This window comes from Dactylosporangium cerinum (assembly GCF_042653625.1).
GTDB classification, from domain to species: Bacteria; Actinomycetota; Actinomycetes; order Mycobacteriales; family Micromonosporaceae; genus Dactylosporangium; species Dactylosporangium cerinum.
Map to the genome: position 1 here is coordinate 249,383 of NZ_JBHSIU010000131.1, position 20,741 is coordinate 270,123.

29 protein-coding genes are annotated in these 20,741 nt (G+C 72.1%); 11 read left to right on the top strand and 18 right to left on the bottom strand.

What is annotated here, in order from left to right:
* Window positions 1-137 precede the first annotated feature (137 nt).
* Window positions 138-1,559, top strand: a complete 1,422-nt coding sequence (locus tag ACFPIJ_RS63185) for an FAD-dependent oxidoreductase (protein WP_380129202.1) — start codon at window positions 138-140, stop codon at window positions 1,557-1,559.
* A gap of 13 nt (window positions 1,560-1,572) precedes the next feature.
* Here the strand turns inward: ACFPIJ_RS63185 and ACFPIJ_RS63190 are convergent, their stop codons facing one another.
* From ACFPIJ_RS63190 to ACFPIJ_RS63205, 4 genes are read right to left on the bottom strand one after another with little or no spacing between them, the layout of a single operon-like run.
* Window positions 1,573-2,040 carry a DUF1877 family protein gene (locus tag ACFPIJ_RS63190; RefSeq protein WP_380129203.1) on the bottom strand — a complete coding sequence of 156 codons (468 nt, stop codon included), beginning with the start codon at window positions 2,038-2,040 and terminating at the stop codon, window positions 1,573-1,575.
* On the bottom strand, window positions 2,037-2,696 hold the full coding sequence (locus ACFPIJ_RS63195) for a tetratricopeptide repeat protein (protein ID WP_380129204.1): 660 nt from the start codon (window positions 2,694-2,696) through the stop codon (window positions 2,037-2,039). Before ACFPIJ_RS63195 ends, ACFPIJ_RS63190 begins: the two co-directional genes overlap by 4 nt.
* Window positions 2,697-2,720: 24 nt before the next feature.
* A complete protein-coding gene (locus tag ACFPIJ_RS63200) occupies window positions 2,721-3,611 on the bottom strand; it encodes a hypothetical protein (RefSeq protein WP_380129205.1) in 891 nt (296 codons plus the stop codon).
* On the bottom strand, window positions 3,608-3,955 hold the full coding sequence (locus tag ACFPIJ_RS63205) for a PadR family transcriptional regulator (RefSeq protein ID WP_380129206.1): 348 nt from the start codon (window positions 3,953-3,955) through the stop codon (window positions 3,608-3,610). Before ACFPIJ_RS63205 ends, ACFPIJ_RS63200 begins: the two co-directional genes overlap by 4 nt.
* A 120-nt stretch (window positions 3,956-4,075) precedes the next feature.
* Here ACFPIJ_RS63205 and ACFPIJ_RS63210 point away from each other — a divergent pair, with 120 nt between their 5' ends.
* The gene (locus ACFPIJ_RS63210; protein WP_380129207.1) at window positions 4,076-4,462 is read left to right on the top strand and encodes a hypothetical protein; all 387 of its coding nucleotides are present in this window, start codon (window positions 4,076-4,078) and stop codon (window positions 4,460-4,462) included.
* Here ACFPIJ_RS63210 and ACFPIJ_RS63215 read toward each other — a convergent pair.
* The 4 genes from ACFPIJ_RS63215 to ACFPIJ_RS63230 form a co-directional block, all read right to left on the bottom strand.
* The gene (locus ACFPIJ_RS63215; RefSeq protein WP_380129208.1) at window positions 4,449-4,631 is read right to left on the bottom strand and encodes a hypothetical protein; all 183 of its coding nucleotides are present in this window, start codon (window positions 4,629-4,631) and stop codon (window positions 4,449-4,451) included. The two genes, ACFPIJ_RS63210 and ACFPIJ_RS63215, sit on opposite strands and share 14 nt — an antisense overlap.
* A 71-nt stretch (window positions 4,632-4,702) precedes the next feature.
* Window positions 4,703-5,164, bottom strand: coding sequence for a C40 family peptidase (locus ACFPIJ_RS63220; RefSeq protein ID WP_380129209.1), 462 nt, complete (start codon window positions 5,162-5,164; stop codon window positions 4,703-4,705).
* Window positions 5,165-5,597: 433 nt separating this feature from the next.
* Window positions 5,598-6,131, bottom strand: coding sequence for a cupin domain-containing protein (locus ACFPIJ_RS63225; RefSeq protein ID WP_380129210.1), 534 nt, complete (start codon window positions 6,129-6,131; stop codon window positions 5,598-5,600).
* A gap of 19 nt (window positions 6,132-6,150) precedes the next feature.
* Window positions 6,151-7,035 (bottom strand): NmrA/HSCARG family protein, encoded by an 885-nt coding sequence (locus ACFPIJ_RS63230; protein ID WP_380129211.1) that lies wholly within the window; start codon window positions 7,033-7,035, stop codon window positions 6,151-6,153.
* Window positions 7,036-7,175: 140 nt separating this feature from the next.
* On the opposite strand from ACFPIJ_RS63230, the gene ACFPIJ_RS63235 reads away from it, so the two are divergent.
* On the top strand, window positions 7,176-8,003 hold the full coding sequence (locus tag ACFPIJ_RS63235; RefSeq protein ID WP_380129212.1) for a helix-turn-helix transcriptional regulator: 828 nt from the start codon (window positions 7,176-7,178) through the stop codon (window positions 8,001-8,003).
* 4 nt (window positions 8,004-8,007) lie between these two features.
* Here ACFPIJ_RS63235 and ACFPIJ_RS63240 read toward each other — a convergent pair whose 3' ends face one another.
* Entirely contained in the window at window positions 8,008-9,000 is a 993-nt protein-coding gene (locus ACFPIJ_RS63240) for an NPCBM/NEW2 domain-containing protein (RefSeq protein ID WP_380129213.1), read from the bottom strand.
* Between the two features lie 85 nt (window positions 9,001-9,085).
* Between ACFPIJ_RS63240 and ACFPIJ_RS63245 the strand changes: the two genes are divergently transcribed.
* The 4 genes from ACFPIJ_RS63245 (at window position 9,086) to ACFPIJ_RS63260 (ending at window position 11,558) form a co-directional block, all read left to right on the top strand.
* Window positions 9,086-9,760, top strand: coding sequence for a histidine phosphatase family protein (locus ACFPIJ_RS63245; protein ID WP_380129214.1), 675 nt, complete (start codon window positions 9,086-9,088; stop codon window positions 9,758-9,760).
* A gap of 73 nt (window positions 9,761-9,833) precedes the next feature.
* Window positions 9,834-10,253, top strand: a complete 420-nt coding sequence (locus ACFPIJ_RS63250) for a hypothetical protein (RefSeq protein WP_380129215.1) — start codon at window positions 9,834-9,836, stop codon at window positions 10,251-10,253.
* A 43-nt stretch (window positions 10,254-10,296) separates the two neighbouring features.
* On the top strand, window positions 10,297-10,806 hold the full coding sequence (locus tag ACFPIJ_RS63255; RefSeq protein WP_380129216.1) for a SigE family RNA polymerase sigma factor: 510 nt from the start codon (window positions 10,297-10,299) through the stop codon (window positions 10,804-10,806).
* Window positions 10,794-11,558 (top strand): hypothetical protein, encoded by a 765-nt coding sequence (locus ACFPIJ_RS63260; RefSeq protein WP_380129217.1) that lies wholly within the window; start codon window positions 10,794-10,796, stop codon window positions 11,556-11,558. The genes ACFPIJ_RS63255 and ACFPIJ_RS63260 overlap by 13 nt, the downstream gene beginning before the upstream one ends.
* Here the strand turns inward: ACFPIJ_RS63260 and ACFPIJ_RS63265 are convergent.
* The gene (locus tag ACFPIJ_RS63265) at window positions 11,530-12,867 is read right to left on the bottom strand and encodes a condensation domain-containing protein (RefSeq protein ID WP_380129218.1); all 1,338 of its coding nucleotides are present in this window, start codon (window positions 12,865-12,867) and stop codon (window positions 11,530-11,532) included. The two genes, ACFPIJ_RS63260 and ACFPIJ_RS63265, sit on opposite strands and share 29 nt — an antisense overlap.
* A gap of 11 nt (window positions 12,868-12,878) precedes the next feature.
* Window positions 12,879-13,289 carry a DUF2000 family protein gene (locus tag ACFPIJ_RS63270; protein ID WP_380129219.1) on the bottom strand — a complete coding sequence of 137 codons (411 nt, stop codon included), beginning with the start codon at window positions 13,287-13,289 and terminating at the stop codon, window positions 12,879-12,881.
* Between the two features lie 48 nt (window positions 13,290-13,337).
* Between ACFPIJ_RS63270 and ACFPIJ_RS63275 the strand changes: the two genes are divergently transcribed.
* Window positions 13,338-14,147, top strand: coding sequence for a helix-turn-helix domain-containing protein (locus tag ACFPIJ_RS63275; RefSeq protein ID WP_380129220.1), 810 nt, complete (start codon window positions 13,338-13,340; stop codon window positions 14,145-14,147).
* Here ACFPIJ_RS63275 and ACFPIJ_RS63280 read toward each other — a convergent pair.
* Window positions 14,099-14,470, bottom strand: a complete 372-nt coding sequence (locus ACFPIJ_RS63280; protein ID WP_380129221.1) for a cupin domain-containing protein — start codon at window positions 14,468-14,470, stop codon at window positions 14,099-14,101. The genes ACFPIJ_RS63275 and ACFPIJ_RS63280 overlap by 49 nt on opposite strands.
* Before the next feature lie 72 nt (window positions 14,471-14,542).
* Here ACFPIJ_RS63280 and ACFPIJ_RS63285 point away from each other — a divergent pair, with 72 nt between their 5' ends.
* Window positions 14,543-14,983: a MarR family winged helix-turn-helix transcriptional regulator gene (locus tag ACFPIJ_RS63285; RefSeq protein ID WP_380129222.1), complete on the top strand. Its 441-nt coding sequence runs from the start codon at window positions 14,543-14,545 to the stop codon at window positions 14,981-14,983.
* Between the two features lie 17 nt (window positions 14,984-15,000).
* Here ACFPIJ_RS63285 and ACFPIJ_RS63290 read toward each other — a convergent pair whose 3' ends face one another.
* Genes ACFPIJ_RS63290 through ACFPIJ_RS63300 form a run of 3 tightly spaced genes read right to left on the bottom strand, consistent with a single transcriptional unit; the run spans window position 15,001 to window position 18,179 of the window.
* Window positions 15,001-15,345, bottom strand: a complete 345-nt coding sequence (locus tag ACFPIJ_RS63290) for a PadR family transcriptional regulator (RefSeq protein WP_203851183.1) — start codon at window positions 15,343-15,345, stop codon at window positions 15,001-15,003.
* 47 nt (window positions 15,346-15,392) lie between these two features.
* Window positions 15,393-16,862 carry a cellulose binding domain-containing protein gene (locus ACFPIJ_RS63295; protein ID WP_380129223.1) on the bottom strand — a complete coding sequence of 490 codons (1,470 nt, stop codon included), beginning with the start codon at window positions 16,860-16,862 and terminating at the stop codon, window positions 15,393-15,395.
* A 48-nt stretch (window positions 16,863-16,910) separates the two neighbouring features.
* On the bottom strand, window positions 16,911-18,179 hold the full coding sequence (locus ACFPIJ_RS63300) for an ArgE/DapE family deacylase (protein ID WP_380129224.1): 1,269 nt from the start codon (window positions 18,177-18,179) through the stop codon (window positions 16,911-16,913).
* Window positions 18,180-18,196: 17 nt separating this feature from the next.
* Here ACFPIJ_RS63300 and ACFPIJ_RS63305 point away from each other — a divergent pair, with 17 nt between their 5' ends.
* The gene (locus tag ACFPIJ_RS63305) at window positions 18,197-18,952 is read left to right on the top strand and encodes an endonuclease/exonuclease/phosphatase family protein (RefSeq protein ID WP_380129225.1); all 756 of its coding nucleotides are present in this window, start codon (window positions 18,197-18,199) and stop codon (window positions 18,950-18,952) included.
* On the opposite strand, the gene ACFPIJ_RS63310 is transcribed toward ACFPIJ_RS63305, so the two are convergent.
* Genes ACFPIJ_RS63310 through ACFPIJ_RS63320 form a run of 3 tightly spaced genes read right to left on the bottom strand, consistent with a single transcriptional unit; the run spans window position 18,843 to window position 20,115 of the window.
* A complete protein-coding gene (locus ACFPIJ_RS63310) occupies window positions 18,843-19,244 on the bottom strand; it encodes a hypothetical protein (protein WP_380129226.1) in 402 nt (133 codons plus the stop codon). The genes ACFPIJ_RS63305 and ACFPIJ_RS63310 overlap by 110 nt on opposite strands.
* Window positions 19,241-19,444: a hypothetical protein gene (locus ACFPIJ_RS63315; RefSeq protein ID WP_344502625.1), complete on the bottom strand. Its 204-nt coding sequence runs from the start codon at window positions 19,442-19,444 to the stop codon at window positions 19,241-19,243. Before ACFPIJ_RS63315 ends, ACFPIJ_RS63310 begins: the two co-directional genes overlap by 4 nt.
* Window positions 19,445-19,458: 14 nt before the next feature.
* Window positions 19,459-20,115, bottom strand: a complete 657-nt coding sequence (locus ACFPIJ_RS63320) for a GGDEF domain-containing protein (RefSeq protein WP_380129227.1) — start codon at window positions 20,113-20,115, stop codon at window positions 19,459-19,461.
* Between the two features lie 203 nt (window positions 20,116-20,318).
* On the opposite strand from ACFPIJ_RS63320, the gene ACFPIJ_RS63325 reads away from it, so the two are divergent.
* A complete protein-coding gene (locus tag ACFPIJ_RS63325) occupies window positions 20,319-20,567 on the top strand; it encodes a DUF397 domain-containing protein (RefSeq protein ID WP_380129228.1) in 249 nt (82 codons plus the stop codon).
* Window positions 20,568-20,741 lie beyond the last annotated feature (174 nt).

Here is a 20,741-nt window from a genome sequence, read left to right on the forward strand (position 1 = left end):
GCATGTCGATGAATTCCCAGCTCACGATGGCATCGAGAAGGTTCTTCACCTGTTGGGTAAGATCCTCGATGGGTTTCGAGTGTGGCGGGGGCGGGCTTCACGGCCGAAGGCCGCCGAGGCAGGAGACAGGGAGACCGGTGACACCGACAGCAGCGCAGCGTTTCGCGGAGATCAACACGCCGCACCCGCCGACGGACGCGAAGGTCCTCATGCGGCGAGCGGTGGTCCTCGGCGGCAGCATGGCCGGCCTGATGGCCGCCAGGGTCCTCAGCGACCACGCCGACGAGGTCGTCATCATCGAGCGGGACGACACGGACGTCACCGCCGGGCCGCGGCCCGGGGTGCCGCAGGGCAGCCAGGTCCACGCGCTGCTGCCCGCCGGGCAGGTGCAGCTGGACCGCTGGTGGCCCGACTTCACCGAGCGCGCGGTCGCGGCCGGAGCGCCGGACGAGGGCCGCACCGACGCGAAGATCTTCATCAACGACGAGCTGCGGACCACCACCGAGCCGCCGCCGGAGAAGCCGATCCTCATCACCACCCGGCCGTTCCTGGAGGCCCAGGTCCGCCTGCGGGTCCTGGAGAACCCCAAGGTCCGGATGGTGTACGGGCGGGCCGAGGGCCTCCTGTTCGCCGACGGTCCCGACGGTGGTGTGGTCGGCGCCCGGTACGTGCCGACCGGCGACGGCGAGCCGGTGGAGCTCGAGGCGGACCTCGTCGTCGACGCGATGGGCCGCGCGAGCTCGCTCAACGACTGGCTCGAGCAGCGCGGCTGGCCCCGGGCCCCGATGCAGCGCATGCCCATCAAGCTCAACTACGCCTCGGCGCTGTTCCAGCGCGACCCCGCGGTCAGCGACACCTGGATCGCGATCTCGCAGACCACCCCGGCCAAGGACCGCATCGCCCGCATCGGCGGGGTCAGCTCCGTGGAGGGTGACCGCTGGATCGTGCTCGTCGCCGGATACGACGACGACCGGCCCAGCCGGGAGGTCGACGATTTCGCGAAGCGCTGCCGCCAGTACTTCCCGCAGATGTTCGGCGACATCGCCGAGCGCGGCACGATGATCGGCAACGTCATCACCTACCACCAGGCCGACAGCCGCCGCCGGGACTTCGACCAGCTCGACCGGCTGCCCACCGGGATCGTCGCGGCCGGCGACGCGGTCGCCTCGTTCAACCCCGTCTACGGGCAGGGCATGACGTCGGCGACGCTGCACGCGTCCTGTCTGTCGGAGTGGCTGCGCACCGGGCCCGACGTCGCCACCGAACCGGCCCGCGGCTACTTCGAGCGGGTCCGGGTCGTCGTCGACGCCGCCTGGCAGGTCTCGACGTTCGCCGACCTCGGCCTGCCGCACATCACCAGCGGCCAGCCCCGCGGCTACAAGGTCATCAAGTGGGCCAGCGAGGTCATCCTCAAGGCGTCCATGACCGACGACAAGACCAGCCAGCGGCTCAACCGCGTCACCACGATGCTGGACCACCCCAACGCCCTGGCCAGTCCTGGCCTGCTGCTGCGCGCGCTGCGCCTGAAGTGGTTCGGCGGGGCCAAGGCTTCGGCCTGACCCGGCGGGGGCGTCAGCTGACCCAGATGAGGACGCTGTCGCCCTCCGCCGCGGCGGCGTGGAAGAACGCGGCCAGGGCCTCGTAGGACTGCCGCAGGTAGTCCAGCGAGGTCGGGTCGTGCCAGATCTTCGGATACACGTCGTCGGCGATGAGCGCGGCCGGCTCGTAGTGCGCGGCGAGGGACCCGAACGGGGTCGTGTCGAGGAACGCGGCGGCGGTCGCCACCTCGTCCGGGGTGAGCACCCGCGGCGAGTCGTAGCCCCACTGCTCGTCGGTGATCGGCACCCCGCCGCTGATCACGTCGACGGGCGCGTCCACCTGCGCGAGCAGGAACTCCAGGCCGCCCCACGCCTTGTCGATGTCGATGTGCGGCCGGTCGGTGATCTGGTCGTTGGCGGCGAAGTGGTCGGTCCGCAGCAGGTCCCGCAGATCGGCCAGGTCGCCGTCGCGCAACCGCGCGTACTGCGTGATCATGCTCATGAGGCGCGATCGTAGCCGAGCGCCCGGCGTGCCTCACCGACCTGGCGTGCGACACCGGCCGCGCCGTGCTCCTCGGCGAGCCGGGCCGCCCGGTCAAGCAGGTCCGGGACCTCGTCCGGGCGGCCGTCGGCGGCGGCCACGTAGGCCAGGCCGACGAGGTTCGCCGCGACGCCGGCCTGATGACCGAGCTCCTCCCGCAGCCGCGCCGAGGCGAGCAGGTGGTCCCTGGCCTCGTCGAGGCGGCCCGCCAGGTGCGCGGAGATGCCCAGGTGGCGCAGCACGTAGGACAGGGTCAGCCGGTCGCCGGCGGCGCCCGCGAGGGTCCTGGCCCGCTGCAGTGCCGGCACCGCCGCGTCGTCGTCCTGGCGGACCACCTGGTGGAAGCAGCCGATCCAGAACAGCGCCTCGCCCTCACCCCGGGCGTCGCCCAGCTGCTGGTAGAGCTGGGCGGCCCGGGAGAACAGCGGCAGCTCCTGCGGGTCCTCGACGCGGTCCCGCAGGAACCGGGCGTGCACGACCCTGCCCCGGGCCAGGTGCAGGTCCGCCTCGACCGCGTCGAGCTCGCGGTCGGCGGCGGGCAGCGCCTCGTGGTCGTCGCCGAAGACGCTCCGCTCGTACAGCTCCCGGGCCCTCGCCAGGCGGTGCTCCGCACTCATCCGGCAAGCATAGGACCCGGTGAATCAGATCCGGGCGAGTCGCCGGGCCCGCAGGTGCCCGATCGTGAGCAGCACCACGGCGATCGCGCCGAACACCGCCGTCTGCGGCCGCAGCTCCACCGGCGACACCCCGTTGATGCTGCCGCCGCCGAACAGCGACGGGATGTGCAGCGTGGCGTTCAGCATCATCGCGACCGTCAGGCAGGCGACGGCGATCGGCAGCCGCGGGTCGACGGTCACCCCGGCGGTGAGCGCCAGCAGCAGCGCGAACGGATACAGCAGCGCGCTCGCGGGGTAGAAGTAGCCCCCGACCATCTGGTTGAAGCCGAACCCCAGCAGCAGCACGAGCGGCACGACGACCAGCCAGACCGCGGAGGTGCGCCGCCGCCCGGGGGTCCGGTCCGCGAGGCTCAGCCCGGCGAGCACCGCGAACGCGGTGACGAGCTGCCACGGCAGCTCGCCGTGCATGACCGGCGCCGCGATCCACAGTCCGGTCAGGACGGTCGTGACCACGGTCTGCCCGAGGACCAGGGCCACCATCGCGGCGATCCCGAACGCGACCCCGGCGCCGTAGCGGGCGATGTTCGCGACCGGCATCACCGCGTCCATCGTGAACAACTCCAGGATGGACAGGAGCGTCGAGGCGACCGTCTGGCCCAGCAGGACCAGCACGCCGATGCGCAGCGCCTCGGACCACACCTCGCCGGGTGCGCGCCGCCGCCGCAGGCCGAACCGCTCCCGCGTCCCCTGCGCGAGGATGCTCACCGACTCGCGGAGGTTGGGCCGGCGGCGGTCCGGCTCGGCGGCGTCGAGCAGCGTGCCGAGCAGCTCGTCGCCGCGCTCCGCCCGCCACGCCTTCGGGTAGGCCCGCAGCAGCGCCCGGTATCGCCGGGCGAGGACCGTCTCGTCGCTCATGCGGGGCTCACCGCCGTGCTGATGGCGCGGCGCCGGGCCGTCGCGTTGGTGACGACCTTCGCGGCGGCCGCGAGCCGGGTCGCCTCGTCCTGCAGTGCCGTGCCACCGTCGGTGGTGAGCGCGTAGTAGCGCCGGGCCCGCCCGTTGACGATCTCCTCGTTGACCACCTCGACCAGCCCGGCGTCGGCGAGCCGGTCCAGCACCGCATACAGCGATCCGGCGGCCAGCCGCACCGCGCCGTCGGACAGCGCCTCGACCCGCTTGATGATGACGTAGCCGTGCAGCGCCCCGTCCAGCAGCGAGGCGAGCACGAAGTAGCTCGGCGACCGGAGTTGTATAGTCATGTAAGAAGAGTATCCGTGTCGCGTGTCCATCGCAAGCATTCATTCACGCGACTCGCTGTTACGGTCTTGGACCGGCCGCCCGTAGCGTGACGTGCAACGGCATCGGCCTTGGAGGTCGCCATGCGACGTGCACTCGGTGTTCTCGTCGCCGCGACGGGTCTGCTGTTCGTCGCCTCCCCGGCGTCGGCGTTCGCGCACAACGCCGTCCACGACCGCTGGCTGCACCTCGTGCTCGACGGTCTGACGCTCGCCGTCGTGACCGCTCCACTGTGGACGGCGTATCTCTGGGGCGGCGCCCGCAGGAGGCTGCTGCTGGGGCTCGTGGCGGTGGTGCAGCTGCCGGTGGCCGTGATCGGCTTCGTGCCGATCGCGACCCCGTGGATCCACCTGGCCGCGTTCGGCATCGCGCTGGGTCTGACCGCGTTCTCGCTCTGGTGCGTGCACCGCCCGGCCCCGGCGCCCGCCGCCGCTGTGGTCGGCGGCGCCCTCCCGCTCAGCGGTGGCTGATCCGGCCCGCCTCGCACACCAGCCAGCCGCCCGTGCCGTACGCGACCCGCCCGCCGGCCTTACGGTGCAGGTACCCGGCGCACAGGCCGGGCGCCGCCGTACCCTCGAAATCCACCACCGCCGCCCGCCGATGCACCCGGTACAGCCTGATATCCGGCATTTCCGACATGTCAGCAACATAGCGGGCGGCGGCGATGCACGTCGTCGCGACGCACCGGCGATCACCGGCGCGACAGCGGGTCACCCGATGATGCGGCGCCCGGCGTAGAACGCGTAGACCTTGGCGATCCGGACATGATCCCCCGGGTGCGGGGCATGGATCATCATGCCGTCACCCAGGTAGATCCCGACGTGCCCGGAACTGGGAAACACCAGGTCTCCCGGCTGCAGTTGCGCGCGGGACACCGACCGTCCACGGCCGATCAGGCCGCCGGTCTGGTGCGGGAGTTTGATACCGGCCCGGGCATAGCTGGCCACGACCAGCCCCGAGCAGTCGAACCCGTTCGGCCCGGCAGCGGCCCATACGTAGGGCTTGCCCAGTTGGGCCTTCGCGTACGCCAGAACGGCGCTCACCGACCCGGCGACGACCGGCGTCTGCGTCTGCGGCGCCGCGGGCTTCTTCGGCTTGGTCGTCGTCTTGGGCTTCGTGGCCTTCGGTTTCGTGGCCTTCGGGTCGGTTGTCTTCTGGACCGTGTCCTTCACGGCGGTCAGCTTGACCTCGGTGACCGGCCGGACCGGCGGCGTGCGCCGTTCAAAGAACCGCTCGGCCCGCAGCACCGGCGTCCGGGCGGCGACCTGTTGCGGTATGTCGGCCTCGGCCGGCGCCGTGGCGGCGACCGCGGGTGGTGCGGGAAGTACGACAGCGGACAGGACTATTGAGACCGCAACGAGGCGGCGAACTGAGGACAGAACGTGCTCCCACGGTAGGTCCAGGACTCAGCTGTGCATCCTGCGGGCCAACGTCCGACCCAGCCCCGTTCAAGCAAGGGCTTTCCAGGAACCTGGACAAGGCGAAACGGTTGTCTACAACCGGAAAGAACCCCGGGTGTAGTTCGGAACCTATTCGCTCCAGGGAGATCAGCTAGCGTTCACCATCGATCTCACACGCGATGTCACCCCGGCCGACGGCGCGTCGCTACGCCGGTTTGCGCTGAGGATCCGGGCCGCCGCGGCGGTTCACGAGGGGTGTGACCTGGTGGATGTCGTGGCGAAGCCGCAGTGCCGCGATCTCGGCCTGGTCCGGTGGCCCCGGGGTGGCCAGCAGCTCACTGAGCTCCTGCAGGTAGAGCTCGTGGCCGGACGGTGACACGAGGAAGAGCATCCGGGCCGGCTCGGACCCTGGGTTGAAGAACGCGTGCGGGCATCCGGCGGGCACGAACATGAAACTTCCCGGCCCACCCCGGAACACCGTGGCCCCGGTCTCCGACTCCCAGGTGCGCCAGTCGCCGCCGACCGGGGCGGCCGGTTGGAAGGCGAGCAGGTCGAGCTCGCCTTCGAGGACATAGAACACCTCCTCGGCCTGGTTGTGCAGGTGCGCCCCGACGTCGAAGCCCGGCGGCACCTCCGCCTCGAACGTCGACCAGATCTTCGACTGGTCGGCGCCCGCCTTCAGGGTCATGGTCTGGATCCTGCGGCCGCCACCGGGTGGCACCAGCAGTCCGTCGGTCATGTCTGCCCACTTTCTGTGCTCAGGGTTTCCAGCCGGTCTCGCGGAGCCAGGTCTCCAGCCGCATCAGGCCGGAATGGTCCGCCCGCAGCTGGGAGAGGTCCGACAGCTCGGAGGGGTGCTCGTTGAAGAACGCGAACATCTGGGCCAGTTGCTCGTCGAAGGCGCGGATCCGTTCGATGGGCGTCTGGCGGAACCGGGCCGGCAGGCCGCAGACCCGGCCGAAGGTCTCGGCGATCTCCGGCGGAGTCAGGACGTCCCCGGCGATCTCGACGGTCCGGCCGACGAACTGGTCGGGCCGGTCGAACGCGATCGCCGCGAACGCACCGATGTCGCGGACCGAGATCAGCTGCATCGGCAGCTCCGGCCGGACGGCGAGGTTGACCACCAGCTCGCCGTCCTCCAGGACCGGGCGGTTGTATGTGGCGAAGTTGTCCATGAAGGAGACGGGACGCAGCACGGTCGCCCGGAGCCCGGTCGCGTGGATGTGCTCCTCGATCCGTGCCTTGCTCTCGTAGTAGGGGATGCCCGACCGGGCGCCCGCGCCGTTGAGCGAGCTGTACACGAGATGCTCGACGCCGGCATCCCGGGCGAGATCGGCCACCGTCTTGCCGCGCCGTTCCTCCGCCACCACGCCTTCGAGGCTGATCCTCGGACCGACCATCATGGTCAGCACCAGGAAGACCCCGTGCACGCCCTCCATCGCCGTCCGGAGCGACACCGGATCATCGAGGTCACCGACGACAAGGCCGGCCCCCGCCAGCTGCAGCGCCCTGGCGGCGGGCGAATCGGCGTCGCGCACCAGCGCGTGGACGCTCCGGCCACGGTCGAGCAGCTGCCGCGCGGTCGCACCACCCTGCTGGCCGGTGGCGCCGATGACCAGGACCGGTCCCTTGTGATCTGGCATGCGAAGCTCCTACGTCTCCGGGCCCGGAGGATCATGGCCGTCATCGGCAGGATAGTGAGACCTGACCCCTCCGGTCCTGGCACTGATACTGCTAGCCTGCGGTCTGTTCACCGTCCACTGCGGACTGGAGTCAGCTCGGCGTGACGAACGGCCGCGAGACCCCGCAGTCGGCACGCCGTGCCGAGCTGGCCGCGTTCCTGCGTGCCCGGCGGGCGCGGCTGCGGCCGGCCGATCTGGGACTGCCGGAGGACGACCAGCCCGGCCGGCGCCGCACTCCTGGCCTGCGGCGCGAAGAGGTCGCCCGGCTCTGTGGGGTCAGCGTCACCTGGTACACCTGGCTGGAACAGGGCCGGAACATCGCGGCGTCGGAGCAGGTGGTCGACGCGCTGGCCCGGGCGTTGCGCCTCGACCCCGACGAACGCCGCCACCTGCGCGGCCTGGCCGGTCTCGCCACGGCGCCGGGCGAGACGTCCGTCGGTGCGGTGCTTCCCCGGCTGCAGCGGCTGGTCGACGCGGCCGCCCCGAACGCCGCGTCGATCTATGACCTGCACCTCGACTACGTGGTGTGGAACACGCCCTACGTGCGCCTCCGGAACGACCCCGCGGCGCTGCCCGACGACAGGCGCAATCTCCTGTGGATGATGTTCACCGACGTGGAGAACCGTGCCCGCATGGTCCGCTGGGAACCGGCCGCGCGCGCGGTGCTCAGCCAGTTCCGGGCCGCCGCCGGCCAGCGCCCCGGCGACCCGCGATTCGCGATCATGGTGGCGGCGCTGACCGAGGCCAGCGCGGAGTTCCGGCAGTGGTGGGCGGAGCACCCCATCCGCCAGTTCCGGCCGGCGACGGTCGAGCTCGAGCACCCCGAGATGGGCCGGCTCGAGCTGGAGATGTTCCAGCTCCGCCCGGTCGAGCACGCCGACCTGCTCATGGTCCTGCAGGTGCCCGTGCGGGACGCCGCGAAGACCTGAGGGGTCAGGCGCGGTGCAGCAGGGCGTCGCCGACGGCGCCGTACGGGCGGGTGGCGGTGGCGCAGGTGCCCTTGGTGCGCAGCGCCGACAGGGTCAACGTGCGGGCCGAGGTGAGGTCGACGTCGAGCGGGGCCGAGGCGGTCCGGCTCACCGACACCGTCGCCGCGTCCTTGCCGTCGACCTCGACGACGAGCTTCACCACGACGTCCTTCGGGGCGACGGCGTCCAGCCCTGCGGTGCCGGTGAAGCGCTTGAACTTGCCGTCCAGCGCGAACGTCACCACCGACGCCTTGCCCTCGCAGCCGACCCAGAAGCCGGTCGAGTTGGCGAAGTGCACGCCGTTGAGGGTGCTGTCGTACGGGCGGCCCGACCCGCCCTGGTCGGCGGCGGTGCGGTCGGCGTCGTACAGCGGGACGTCGGCGGTCGCGGCGGCCTCCGCGTCCTTGCGGACGCCGTTGAGCCACGGTCCGGCGATACCGGCGCAGGTGGCGAGCACCCCGAGCACGAACGACAGGGTGCCGAGCCAGGCGACGAGCCGTCCGCGCGGCAACGACGATCCCACGACGGGCAGGCCGACCCGGTGCAGCTGCGCGACCCGCTGCCAGGTCGCCGGGTCGACGACGCCGGCGCGGTTGGCGAAGTCGAGGCGGTTGAGCTGGAAGGGGGCCGAGAGATCGAGGAAGCTGTTGTAGGTGGCGCGGCGGTCCCAGGTGCGGGTGGGGATCTCGAGGTGGTCGTGCCGCTGGCTCTTGTCCTGGCTGGTGATCTTCAGGATGGTGTACGAGCGCCCGTCACCGCCCAGCACGAGCGCGGGGCGGCGCTTCTCACCCTCGCCGTCGCGGTAGGGCACGGTCGCCCACCAGATCTCGCCTGGCTGCGGGCCGCGCCCGCGGGGGCCGCCGGCGCCGGCGCGGCTGAGGATGCCGGCGACGACCCATCCGGCGACCCCGGCGACCACGAGCACGACACCCAGCGTGAACACCGTATTCGCCAGCATCGCTGCCCAACCCCCCCGGAGACTGAGGCACCGATCTTGCCAGAGTCGTTGTGTGAAGGGAATCCAACCGGGGCAAAGGTACGCAATGGCGGAACTCCAGTGGCTCGGCGTCATCCGGCACGGGCAGTCGACCGGAAATGTGCTTGCACAACAAGCCGAGCAGGATGGACTGGAGGAGATCGCCATCCCGGAGCGCGACGCCGACGTGCCGCTGTCCGACCTCGGCCGCGAGCAGGCGGCGGCCGCCGGCCGGTGGATCGCCGGGCTGCCCACCGGGGAGCGGCCGCACGTGGCGGTCGTCTCGCCATACCTGCGGACCCGGCAGACCGCGGAACTGGCCCTCGCCGGGACGGGCATCCCGGCCGTGTTCGACGAGCGCCTCCGCGACCGCGAGCTCGGCGTCATCGACCTGCTCACCACGCGCGGCGTCGAGGCCCGGCTGCCGCAGGAGGCGGCCAGGCGCCGCCGGCTCGGCAGGTTCTACTACCGGCCACCCGGCGGCGAGTCCTGGGCCGACGTGCTGCTGCGGCTGCGGTCACTGCTCGGCGACGTGCGGTCCGAGCACCCCGGCGGCCGGGTCGTCCTGTTCGGCCACGAAGCGGTCATCATGCTCGTGCGATACCTGGTGGAAGGCCTCGACGAGGCAAGCCTGACGGAGCTCGCGCACGCCACGGCACTGGGCAACTGCTCCCTCAGCAGCTGGCGGTCCGACGGCGACGGGCTGCGGCCCGAACGCTTCAACGCGCCCCTCTTCCCATGATCCGGAAGACCCTGTGCACCTCTGGGTGGGCTAGGTCTTCCGGATCACGAGGAAGTGCGGTTAGCTGTGCGCCGTGGCGAGCCGATTCGTGGACGAACGGGAGATCATCGACGCCGGCGGGCTGAGCCCGATCGAGCGCGAGCAGCTGCGGGCCGCCGGCCGGTTGTACGACGGCGAGGACCTCGACGCCGAGGCCCGGCTCGCCGACGACGACCACGACGAGGCCAGCTTCCGCGGGTTCTGCACCCTGTGGCGGGTCGTCGACGGCGCCGAGGCGCGGTTCGACGCGTGGCTGTACCAGGTCGACAGCGGCACCATCTTCCGCGCCGGCACCACCGAGGTCGTCGCCGAGGTCATCCAGTTCGGCCTGGAGTGCGCCGACCCCGAGGTGCGGCGGGAACTCGGTCCCGCCATGGTCGCGGCCGGCATCCTGCCGAAGTCGGACCTGTCCTATCCCGAGTTCGCCGAGCTGCTGCGCGACCAGGAACACTGACAAACCAGGCAACCCCCCGCGGTGCCCGCGGTGTCAGGTGGTTGTGGCAACGGATGTCGAGGGATACCGCGAGTACGTGACCGGCCGGCTGCCGGCGCTGCGCCGGGTCGCGTACCTGCTGTGCGGTGACTGGCACACGGCCGACGACGTGCTGTCCGCGTCCCTGGTCCGGCTGCTGCTGCACTGGCCGAAGGTGTCGGCGGCGGACAACGTCGACGGCTACGTCCGGCAGGTTCTGGTGCGCACGATGCTCAACGAGCGCCGCCGCCCATGGCGCCGCGAACGCACCCTCGCCGCGCTGCCGGAGCCCGCGCCGATTTCGGGCGGCAGCGACGCCGTCGACGAACGGGTGTCGCTGCTGGCGCTGCTCGACGAGCTGCCGGCCCGCCGCCGTGCCGTGGTCGTGCTGCGGTACTGCTGCGACCTGTCCGTCGAGGAGACCGCGCGGGAACTCGGGTGCAGCCCCGGCACGGTCAAGAGCCAGGCGGCGCGGGCCCTCGACACGTTGCGGGAACGCATTTCCGTTCAGGAGGAGTCACCGTGGACCAGCTGACCGATGCCCTGCGCGAGCTCGACCCTCCGCTGCCGCCGTCGCCCGTGGACCTCGACGCCGTCGTGCGGCGGGCGCACCGGCACCGGCTCCGCACCCGGGCGTTCGTGACCGCGGTGGTGGCGGGGCTCGCGCTCGCCGTGGCGGTGCCGCTCACCGGCGGCGGTGCCGGCGACGACAGCGCCGCGCGGCTCGCGGCGTGCGCGCCGCCGGCCGGCGACGGGGCCTCCGAACCGTCGGACGACGAGGTGATGGCGCAGGCCAGGGCGAGGCTCCACGTCGTGGGGGCGGCGCCACTGACGATGGCGCTCGACGCCCCGCTGCGGCAGGCGCTGCCGGGTGCGACGCTGCTGGACGCGGTCACCTGCGAGCCGGGGTTCTCGTTCCGCCCTGACGGTGAGGTGCTCGTCGCGGCGATCGTGGTGGTCGACGGCGCCGGCCCGGCCCGGGTCGAGGTCCGGGTCTCGCGCGAGCCCGCGTCGGCCGAACGTGCCTGCATCCGGGACGAGGAGACGGCCACCTGTGTGCGGGAGGAACAGCAGGACGGCACCGTCGTCCACCGGTCCAGGGTCGACTACGGCGGGGGCGCGGTCCTGCTCACGGTCGACACGTATCGTCCTGACGGCGTCCACGTCCAGGTGTCCGCCGGCAACTTCCTTGCGACCGGCGGGCCCGTCACGACGACGCGGCCGGTGCCGCCGCTGGACGAGGCGGCGCTGTGGGCCCTCACCCAGATCGAACAGCTGACGCCGTGACCGCGCAGGCGACAGCGATGCGCTCGAGGTGACGCAGCAGCGCCTCGGTGTCGGCGGGGGAGATGTGCGCGGTGTCGGTGTGCGCGGTGCAGCGCAGCCCGGTCGCGGTGTCCTCGACGTCGAGGATCATCGGCTCGAACCCGGGCGCCGCCCGCCGGACCACCCAGCCGAACGCCGACCGTGACAGCGTCGCCTCGATCTCGCCGGCGGTCGGCTCCGGGCCGCCGGCGGACGGGTCGCGGCGGTCGTTGAGGAAGCAGCCGATCTCCAGGCGCTCCCCGCGCTCGGCGCCGACCCGGTCGACGAGGGCGAACAGGTCGCGCTGGTCGAAGTACGCCAGCTTGTACGCGGTCGTCGCGGCGCGCCGGGCCTGCGGCAGGACGTCGTCGAAGTCCAGGCCGGCGACCGGCACCCGGCACAGGCCGGCCTGCACGGCGGTGCAGACCACGTCGGCCAGCCCGGGCCGGAAGCGGTTGCTCACCAGGGGTCGCACGACGACGGGGTCGATGCCGCACGTCGCGTGCACGGCCATGGCGAACACGGCGAGGAGCACGGCCGAAGGGTCGGCGCCGGTCCGGGCGGTCAACGCCCGCAGCGCGAGCGGCAGCGCGGCCGAGTCGAAACCGGCCCGCCAGAACCGGGGTCGTTCGGGTCCGGCCGGGGCGCGGAACCGGGCCGGTGGCATGGTGCGCAGGATGCCCTCGAAGTGCCGGAGCGCGGACTCGTTCTGCCGCCGCCCCGCGGGCGACGCCTGCCACTGCGCCTGCTCCAGCGGCTGCCGCCCGGCAACGGGTGCCGAGGACCGCGCGGCGACGTCGCGGAGCATCGCCTGGGCGCCGGCGCCATCGGCGGCGAAGTGGGAGATCAGGGCAACGACGTGGCTGGGCACGCCGTCGCGCAGGACGACCGCCATCCGGATCGGGTACTCCACCGTGAAGTCGAGGTCCGTGTCGCGGTACCGCCCCGCGAGGGCCTCGGCAACGTCGGACGGGTCGGCGCCGCTCGTGTCGTACACCTCCAGCAGCGAGACACCGGAAGCATGGACCTCCTGCGTGGGAGTGCCACCGCCGGCCGGGATCCGCAGGAGCGTGCGCAGCGTCGGGTGGCGGCTCAGGTGGTGGCGCAGTTCGCCGGCCACGTCCTCGACGGTGGTGCCGGGCCGCAGCGGCAGCGCGCCACCGATCGGCATCCAGTGCCCGAGGGTGCGCACCGCGTTCCAGCTCTCGATCTGGCCCCATGACAGCGGTCCGCTGCCGGCGCCGGGCCCCTCGAACGCGACGGTGACACGATCGGCGAGTAGGAGCTCCATGGCGGCGGAGCCTAGCGATGCAGGCGCGCTCCTTTCAGGATCCGGTCCACGGCGTTCTTCGGCCCGTGCACGGCGATCCCGACGACCCGGAGATCTGCCTGGTGGACGGCGCGGACGGCGGCCCGGTTGTCCTCGTCGTTGCCGGTCTTGAACAGCTCCTCCGTGAACGTTGCACACGCGACCGAACGTTCCACGGCGCGGCGGTGCGCGGCCGCGAGGGTCGCCGCGTCGCCCTCGAAGACCATGACGGGCTGGCCGAACATCGGCAGGTACCGGGTGCCGTCTGCGTCGACGTAGTCCTCGCCGAGCAGCTGCGGTGCCGTGCCGGCGATGCCGCTGACGACGAACGCGGTCACGTTGAGGCGCTGCCAGGTCGCCAGGTCGTCCCGCAGCAGCACGGCGATCTTCGTGGGGAACGTCATGGCCCCAGCGTGCCGGTCCTGACCTGGGCGGTCTTGTACGTTGTGCACATGGAGCTCGTCACCGCATGGCGGCCCAGGGTGCCCGGCATCGCCGAGGTGTTCCACGCGCATTTCGTGGACCACGCCTATCCGCCGCACGTCCACGACGCGTGGACGCTGCTCATCGTCGACGAGGGCGCGATCCGCTTCGACCTGGACCGGCACCACCGTGGCGCGGCCGGCTCGTCGGTGACCCTGCTGCCGCCGAACGTCGCCCACGACGGCCGGGCGGCGACCGGCGACGGCTTCCGCAAGCGGGTGCTCTATCTCGACACGAGCGTCCTGGACGCGGGACTCGCCGGCGCCGCCGTGGATCGTCCCGGGGTCGACGACCCGCTGCTGCGGCAGCGCATCCATCAGCTGCACCTCGCCCTGGACGCGCCCGGGGACGAGCTGGAGGCGGAGAGCCGCCTCGCGTTGATCCGGGACCGCCTGCGCGGCCACTTCGGCCGGCTCGCCGCGCCGGCGGCGCTGTCGAGAGGGCTCGCCGGTGAGCTGCGGGACCTCCTCGACGTGCGGACCCGGGAGGGCATCACGCTGCAGGAGGCCGGCGCGCTGCTGCAGTGCCATCCCGGGCACCTGGTGCGGTCGTTCACCGCGACGTTCGGCCTGCCGCCGCACCGGTACCTGGTGGGCCGCCGGGTCGAGCAGGCCCGCCGGCTGCTGCTGGACGGCCGCCGCCCGGCCGACGTGGCCGCGGAGGTCGGGTTCCACGACCAGTCACACCTGCACCGGCACTTCGTCCGGCACGTCGGGGTCACCCCCGCGCGTTACGCCGCCCAGGGCGGGGTGCCGAACACGCTGCCGTCGGCGCGGTAGGCGGTGAAACCGGCGGGGACGGTGACGTGCACCTCGGCGGGCCCGGCGCCCGGGTTGTGCACCTCGATCGGCTCGCCGGCCGGCACGACGACCGAGTCGCCGGCGCCGAGCACCTCGCCGCCGGGCGTGACCCGCAGCTGCCCCGACAGCACCATGAACACCTCGTCGCGGTCGATGCTGTGCGGCATCGACTCGTGGCCGGCGGCGACGGTCAGCCGCCACGCGCAGACCTGCCGGGAGCCGTTGCTGGGCCCCGCGAACACCGTGAACTGGGAGCCGTCGAGCTCGAATCGCGGCGCGTCGGCCGCACGGACGATACTCATGCTTGTCCTCTCATTCCGTCTCGGTGCCGCTAAAACTAAACCAGGTTTCGTACTTTGTAAACGGGGTTTCGTATGTCCGATCTCACGCCCGACGAGCTCCGGGCGATGCCGCTCGGCCGCCTGCTGCTGCACGCGCACCGGCGGGCCCAGGCGGCGTCCCTGGCGAAGCTGCAGGCCGGCGGGCACGGGGAGATCCGCCTCGGGCACGTGCCGGTCCTCACGAACCTGGATCCGCAGGGCACGCGGATCACGGACCTGGCGGCGAAGGCGGGCATGACCCGGCAGATGGCGGGCCGCCTGGTCAAGGAGCTCGAGGCGACCGGGTACGTCTCCAGCCGGCCGGACCCGAGCGACCAGCGGGCGGTGATCGTGGCGCTGACCGGGCGGGGTGCGGCGTTCCTCGCCGATGCGCCGGCGGCGATGGCGGCGGTCGACGGCGACTTCGCGGCGCTGCTCGGGGTGGATGAGCTGGCCCGGCTCCGGGAGTCGCTGCTGCGGATCAGTGGGAGCTGAGGCGGTGCGGCCGGCCGTCAGGCAGCGGTGTCGGTGGCGAGGCGGAGCTGCCGCAGCCGGCGATCGGCGGCAGCGGCATTGCGGTGCAACCGGTCTGTCTCCGCGCTGAGCAGGTCACGCCCGGGGACGGTGAGCCGGTAGTAGCGCCGCAACCGCGACGCCACGACCTCCTCCCGGTCCACCTCGATCAGCCCGTCGACCCGGAGCCGGTCGAGGATGCCGTAGAGCGTGCCGGCCTGCAGACGGACGCGGTTGTCGGAGATTCGCCGCACGTCCTCCAGGACGCTGTAGCCGTGCTGCGGTTCGGCCGCGAGGGCGGTCAGCACGAGGAACGTCGGTTCACGTAACGGTACGCCAGTCATATCCATCACTATATTCATATCATCGGTATATACCATCGACCGATCGGTCAGCCGTTCGTGGGACTGATGTTCGTCAATCCTCCGGTGGCGTTCGTGACGCTGTTGGAGGTATAGACGACGTTGAGGTTGCCGGCGCATTTGGACGTCGACGTCACGTTGACCGCGTAGCGGCCCACCCCGCCGAGGTCGGACACGTTGTCCCGCCACACGTTGCCGCAGCCCGAGCCGGCGACGGGGTTGTGCGTCTCGTACCCGTTGGCGAAGGTCCCCGGCGCGGCGAACGTGCCGGTGTTGCCCTGGATCAGGTAGCCGGTGCCCTTCACGTCGACCCAGGAGTCGGCGGAGTTCTGGCCGGCGATGCCGCGACCGTCGAAGGTGTTGCCGCGGATGACGCCGCCGACGGTGCCTTCCTTGACGTCGATGTGCTCCGCCGCCACGTACGGGCCGATGCGGTTGTTCAGCACCTGCACCCGGTCGGAGCGGTCGACGCCGTCGCTGTTGCCGTGGCAGGCCCAGTTCGAGTTCGCGGAGCCGAGGTAGACGCCCTCGCCGTACGCGGGCTGCGCCGTGCCGGTGTACTCGACCGTCGAGTTGCGGATCACACCGTCCGATGAGGACCGTCTGAAGTGGACGCCCTCGTCGCCGATGTGGTGCACGTACAGGCCGTCGATCGTCACGTGCGGCGAGTTGTCGAGGACGACGCCCTTCTTGGCGTCGGCGACGGTGAAGCCGGTGAGGTTCCAGTAGGGCGCGCCGGCGAGCCAGAACCCGTAGCCGGGGTCCCAGCCGGGCGTCGGGGTGGGGCACGACGGGCCGCTGCCGGCGCTGGTGGGGTTGGTCAGGACCGCGGTGCGGGGCCCGGTGACCGTGATCGGCGCGGCGGCGGTGCCCGGGGTGGTGCCGATGAACGAGCCGTCGTAGACCCCCGGCGCCAGCCGGATCGTCTGGCCGGGCCGGGCACCCGCCAGGGCGGCCTGCAGCTGCGCCGCCGTTGAGACATCCACAGTGGACCCGCTCGTCGGCGGCGTCGACGGGGACGGCGAAGGGGAAGTGGAAGCCGACGGGGAAGCGGAAGCGGAAGGCGAAGGCGAGGACGAGGAGCGGGACGGCGACGGGGCCGGGCCGCCGGCACACGGTGCGCCGTTGACCGTGCAGTTCAAGGGCGTCCCGGTGCCGCTGACGTTGAACCCGAAGCGGACCGTCGCGCCGGTCGCGACGGTGCCGTTCCAGGACGCGTTGGCGAACCGGTGGTGCTGCCCGGCGCTGGTGCGGGTGGAGTCCCAGGAGCTGCTGACGGTCGCGCCGGCCGGCAGGTCGAACTCGACGACCCACCCGCTCGCCGCGGCGTCGCCCCGGTTGGTGACGGCGAACTCGGCGCCGTATCCGCTGCTCCACACCGACGTCTGCGCGAACACGGCCGTCAGCGACGCCGACGCGGCAGCCGCGGTCAGGGGTGCAGCCAGCAGGATCACCGCGCCGGCGGTCCCGGCCAGCAGGAACGTGCGCGAGATACGCATCGATCACCCTAACGTCGCAGCGCCCGTTGGGTGATTAGTTAACAGTCTTTACAACTCTTGGTCAATGCCTTCCGCCGAAAAACCCAGCGCCAGGTTCACGAGGGTGGCCGAGCACGCGTGGACCTGCGCGATCGACACCCGCTCGTCGGGGCAGTGCCCGTAGCCCACGCCCGGGCCGTACTGCACCGTCGGGATGCCGCCGATGTTGGTCAGCAGCCGCAGGTCGGAGCCGTACGGCGCGCCGACGACCGACGGCGGCGGACCACCGTGGGTGGCGACGGCCGCGTCGAGCACCCGCCGGACCAGGTCGGTGCCGTCGGGGCAGCGGCCGGAGGCGAACTGCCCGCCCCACCACTCGACCGTCACCGGGTGCTCCTTCAGCCACGGGTCGCCGGCGCAGGCCTCCGCGACCGTGCGCTCGAACGCCGCGCGGGCCTCCTCCACCGGCTCGTCGAGGGCGACTCCGAACCGCCCCTCGGCGACCAGCAGGTCGGGGACCGTCGAGGCCCAGTCGCCGGCCCGCACGGTGCCGATCTCCAGGGGGTACGCGATGTCCCAGCGCGCCATCATGGGGTCGACGACCCGGTTGCGGGACGCCTCCAGGGCCCGGAGCACGGGGAAGATGAGCTGGAACTTCTCCACCGCGCTGACCCCGCTGGTGCGCGCGCACGCGTGCGCGGCCAGGCCCGGCACGCGCAGCCGGAACGTGAGCGCGCCGCCGTTCGCGGCCAGGACGTTCAGCTCGGTCGGCTCGGTGATCACGCAGGCGTCGGCGCGCCAGCCGCGGTCGAGGGTCGCATACGTGCCGAGACCGCCGTCCTCCTCGCCGACGACCGCCGCGAGCAGGAGGTCGCCCGGCAGGCGGGTGCCGCTGCGGTGCAGGGCGAGCAGCGCCGCCAGGGCCGCGACGAAACCGCCCTTCATGTCACAGGCGCCGCGGCCGTAGACGTGGCCGTCCTCGATCCGCCCCGAGTACGGGTCGTCGGACCAGGTCGACAGGTCGCCCGGCGGCACCACGTCCAGGTGACCGTTGAACATGAGCGTCCGGCCACCGCCGGTGCCGGGCAGGCGGGCGACGAGGCCCCACGCCTCGGTCCGCTCGACCTCCATACCGGGGAAGTCGGGGCGGGCGGCGAGGTCGGCGACCGGGATCTGCCACAGGTCGGTCTCGACGCCCTCCGCCGCGAGCAGACCGGCGACGTGCCGCACGATCTCGCCTTCCGCTTGAGTGCCACCCACACTGGGTACGCGGATCAGGTCGACGAGCGTGCCGATGGTCTCGTCGCGGGAACTGAGGAGAGCGTTGTGGACGTCCATCCGGGCAATGTATGTCGTTGACGCTCCTTACGTACAACATCCTGAACGGCGCAAACGGGGGCCGGCTGGACGCGGTCTGCACGGTCGTCGATGCCGCCGCGCCGGACGTGGCCGCGGTGCAGGAGCTGCGCGGCGACCCACCGCTGGCGCAACGGACCGGGATGCGCCTGCACGTGGCGCCGCCGGGGACCGGGCAGCCGGTCGGCCTGCTGGTCGCGCGGCACCTGCGGATCCTGCGGCAGGGCACGGTGCCGGGGCGGTTCCATCACGGCGCGGCGTGGGTCGAGCTGGAGGTCGACGGCGGCCCGCTGACGGTGATCAGCACGCACCTGTTCCCGTACTGGGGTTTCATCCGCAGGTATGAGGCGCACCGGCTGGCGGCGTTCGCGGCCCGGCGGGAGCGGGTCGTGCTGATGGGGGACTTCAACTCCCTCGACCCCTGGACGCCCTACGGCGAGGTCGGGCGGCGGCACCGGCGCTGGTTCGGCCGGGGCGGCCCGGACACGCGGGCGATGGCGCTGCTCGCCCGCCGCGGACTCGTCGACGTGTTCCGCGAGGTGGGCACGGGGGAGGGCTGGACGGTGCCGACCGCGCTCGGCGGCGGGGAGTTCGTCCGGTCGCGGCTGGACTACATCCTGGCGTCGCCGGCGGTCGCCGGGGACTTCACGTCGTGCCGTGTGCTGACCGGCGGCGGGACTGCGTCCGCGTCGGACCACTTTCCGGTGCTGGCGGCACTCGCAGCGCCGGCCCCCGGGGGTCGATCTGCTCCCTGACCGGCACGGGTGTGCGGTGCCCGCCGAGCGGCGGGTTCGCGACCCAGCGGATCATGGGACCCTGTCCCGGTGCCGGCAGCCAGCCCAGGAACCGGGCCCAGAGCTGGTCGGCGCCGAGGTGGCGCAGGTCCTCGGCGGCGTCGGCGACCCGCAGCGCCATCATGGTGCGCAGCGCGGCGGGGCTGTCGCCGTGCTCCGCGACGAGCTGGTCCCGCTTCGCGGCGCAGGGCCACGGCTCGCGGCACCCCGTGCACAGCCACGTCGGCCGGCCCGGGATGTGCGCGATCGTCACCCAAGACTCCCGGGCCGGGCGAGCTCGAGGCGTCGCAGCGCGTAGACGAGCACGGAGTTGCGGGCGGCCACGTACTGGTCGCATGGCCACGGCTGGTGGCAGTCCCGGCACTGCTCGGCGCGGTGGAGTTTGGCGGCCAGCCAGCTCTTCGGACGGGGCTGGTGGCGGCGGCGCTGGCGGACGAGCTCTTTGAGGTCCATCGCGGGGGTCCTTGTCAGGTCGCCGATGTGGGGTGGGTGGGCTTGGCGATGCGGAGCGAGGCATGCAGGAGGTGCTGGTGCGTCGCCAGGTGGGGGCGGCGGCGCTGGCTGTGGTGCTTGGCCCGGTACATGGCGGCGTCGGCCCGGTGCACCGCATCGGCGAGGTGCGCGCTGGGCTCGACCGGGACGAGCCCGACCGACGTGCTGACCGACACCACCTGACCGCAGAGCCGCATCGGCGCGGCCAGGAGGTCGGCGAGCTGGGCGGCCTGTTCGTCGGGGGCCCCGTCCCGCCCGGCGAGGAGACCGGCGAACTCGTCGCCGCCGAGCCTGGCCACGATGCCGCGGCCCGCGCACGCGGAGAACCGGCGCGCGATCGTCACCAGGACCTCGTCACCGGCGGAGTGACCGTATGCATCGTTGATCTGTTTGAAGCCGTCGACGTCGAGGACGACCGCGACCAGGGGAAAGGCCTGCACGTCCGCGACGAGCTCGGCGCCGCGCTGATAGAAGGCCCGCCGGTTCGGCAGGCCGGTCAGCGAGTCATGGCTGGCGGCGTGCCGCTCCGCGGTGAGCTGCCGCTGCAGCTGGGTCACCCGGCGCTGCATGACCCAAGCCGCGCACGCTCCAGCCGCCGCGGCCGCACCGGCCAGGAAGGCAAGAGGGTCCATGCGCACGTCCTCCAAGATCGCAGCTGGGGAAGCCACCCGATCATTTGGGAGCGAACGTCCGGTTTCAGTCACAAATTGTGAGCGTCCCCGCACATTCGCACATGCGCTAGCATGCGCGTTATCGGCTGCATACGCAAGAGCCGATGCACGTGCAGACGCCGATTCTCGGCAAACTTTCAACTACATGTTGCAGAGAGATGTCCATGGAGCAGACGTACAACGGGATGCCGGCCGGCGAACTGCCGGGCGTGCCCTGGCAGAAGAGCCGCCGCAGCAACCCCAGCGGCAACTGCGTCGAGCTGGCCCCACTGCCCGACGGGGCCGGATTCGCGATGCGCAACTCGCGCGACCCTGAGGGGCCCGCGCTCATATACACCTACGACGAGATCGCCGCCTTCATCGCCGGCGCCCGCGACGGCGACTTCGACAACCTTCTGGACCGCAACCACTGAGGCTGTGGGCTCGCTTGCAGCGATACCGCCGGATCGACGCGAGCCCACTCCCGCTTACTGTCGGGTCATGGCATGCTTACTCCGGCTCGCGGTCGCTCGATGAGGCGGAGCGACGGAGGCGGCGTCCATGAACTCGGAGGCAGTGGTGACTACCGGAACCCCTGAGGGTGGTGC

What these genes read in the sequence shown, in the direction of transcription:
- ACFPIJ_RS63295 (WP_380129223.1), bottom strand. Translation starts at nt 16,862, where the DNA reads ATGCGTATCTCGCGCACGTTCCTGCTGGCCGGGACCGCCGGCGCGGTG.
- ACFPIJ_RS63265 (WP_380129218.1), bottom strand. Translation starts at nt 12,867, where the DNA reads ATGGAGCTCCTACTCGCCGATCGTGTCACCGTCGCGTTCGAGGGGCCC.
- ACFPIJ_RS63290 (WP_203851183.1), bottom strand. Translation starts at nt 15,345, where the DNA reads ATGACTGGCGTACCGTTACGTGAACCGACGTTCCTCGTGCTGACCGCC.
- ACFPIJ_RS63270 (WP_380129219.1), bottom strand. Translation starts at nt 13,289, where the DNA reads ATGACGTTCCCCACGAAGATCGCCGTGCTGCTGCGGGACGACCTGGCG.
- ACFPIJ_RS63210 (WP_380129207.1), top strand. Translation starts at nt 4,076, where the DNA reads ATGCGACGTGCACTCGGTGTTCTCGTCGCCGCGACGGGTCTGCTGTTC.
- ACFPIJ_RS63315 (WP_344502625.1), bottom strand. Translation starts at nt 19,444, where the DNA reads ATGGACCTCAAAGAGCTCGTCCGCCAGCGCCGCCGCCACCAGCCCCGT.
- ACFPIJ_RS63275 (WP_380129220.1), top strand. Translation starts at nt 13,338, where the DNA reads ATGGAGCTCGTCACCGCATGGCGGCCCAGGGTGCCCGGCATCGCCGAG.
- ACFPIJ_RS63320 (WP_380129227.1), bottom strand. Translation starts at nt 20,115, where the DNA reads ATGGACCCTCTTGCCTTCCTGGCCGGTGCGGCCGCGGCGGCTGGAGCG.
- ACFPIJ_RS63195 (WP_380129204.1), bottom strand. Translation starts at nt 2,696, where the DNA reads ATGAGTGCGGAGCACCGCCTGGCGAGGGCCCGGGAGCTGTACGAGCGG.
- ACFPIJ_RS63190 (WP_380129203.1), bottom strand. Translation starts at nt 2,040, where the DNA reads ATGAGCATGATCACGCAGTACGCGCGGTTGCGCGACGGCGACCTGGCC.
- ACFPIJ_RS63285 (WP_380129222.1), top strand. Translation starts at nt 14,543, where the DNA reads ATGTCCGATCTCACGCCCGACGAGCTCCGGGCGATGCCGCTCGGCCGC.
- ACFPIJ_RS63240 (WP_380129213.1), bottom strand. Translation starts at nt 9,000, where the DNA reads ATGCTGGCGAATACGGTGTTCACGCTGGGTGTCGTGCTCGTGGTCGCC.
- ACFPIJ_RS63300 (WP_380129224.1), bottom strand. Translation starts at nt 18,179, where the DNA reads ATGGACGTCCACAACGCTCTCCTCAGTTCCCGCGACGAGACCATCGGC.
- ACFPIJ_RS63230 (WP_380129211.1), bottom strand. Translation starts at nt 7,035, where the DNA reads ATGCCAGATCACAAGGGACCGGTCCTGGTCATCGGCGCCACCGGCCAG.
- ACFPIJ_RS63225 (WP_380129210.1), bottom strand. Translation starts at nt 6,131, where the DNA reads ATGACCGACGGACTGCTGGTGCCACCCGGTGGCGGCCGCAGGATCCAG.
- ACFPIJ_RS63280 (WP_380129221.1), bottom strand. Translation starts at nt 14,470, where the DNA reads ATGAGTATCGTCCGTGCGGCCGACGCGCCGCGATTCGAGCTCGACGGC.
- ACFPIJ_RS63200 (WP_380129205.1), bottom strand. Translation starts at nt 3,611, where the DNA reads ATGAGCGACGAGACGGTCCTCGCCCGGCGATACCGGGCGCTGCTGCGG.
- ACFPIJ_RS63205 (WP_380129206.1), bottom strand. Translation starts at nt 3,955, where the DNA reads ATGACTATACAACTCCGGTCGCCGAGCTACTTCGTGCTCGCCTCGCTG.
- ACFPIJ_RS63215 (WP_380129208.1), bottom strand. Translation starts at nt 4,631, where the DNA reads ATGTCGGAAATGCCGGATATCAGGCTGTACCGGGTGCATCGGCGGGCG.
- ACFPIJ_RS63325 (WP_380129228.1), top strand. Translation starts at nt 20,319, where the DNA reads ATGGAGCAGACGTACAACGGGATGCCGGCCGGCGAACTGCCGGGCGTG.
- ACFPIJ_RS63245 (WP_380129214.1), top strand. Translation starts at nt 9,086, where the DNA reads ATGGCGGAACTCCAGTGGCTCGGCGTCATCCGGCACGGGCAGTCGACC.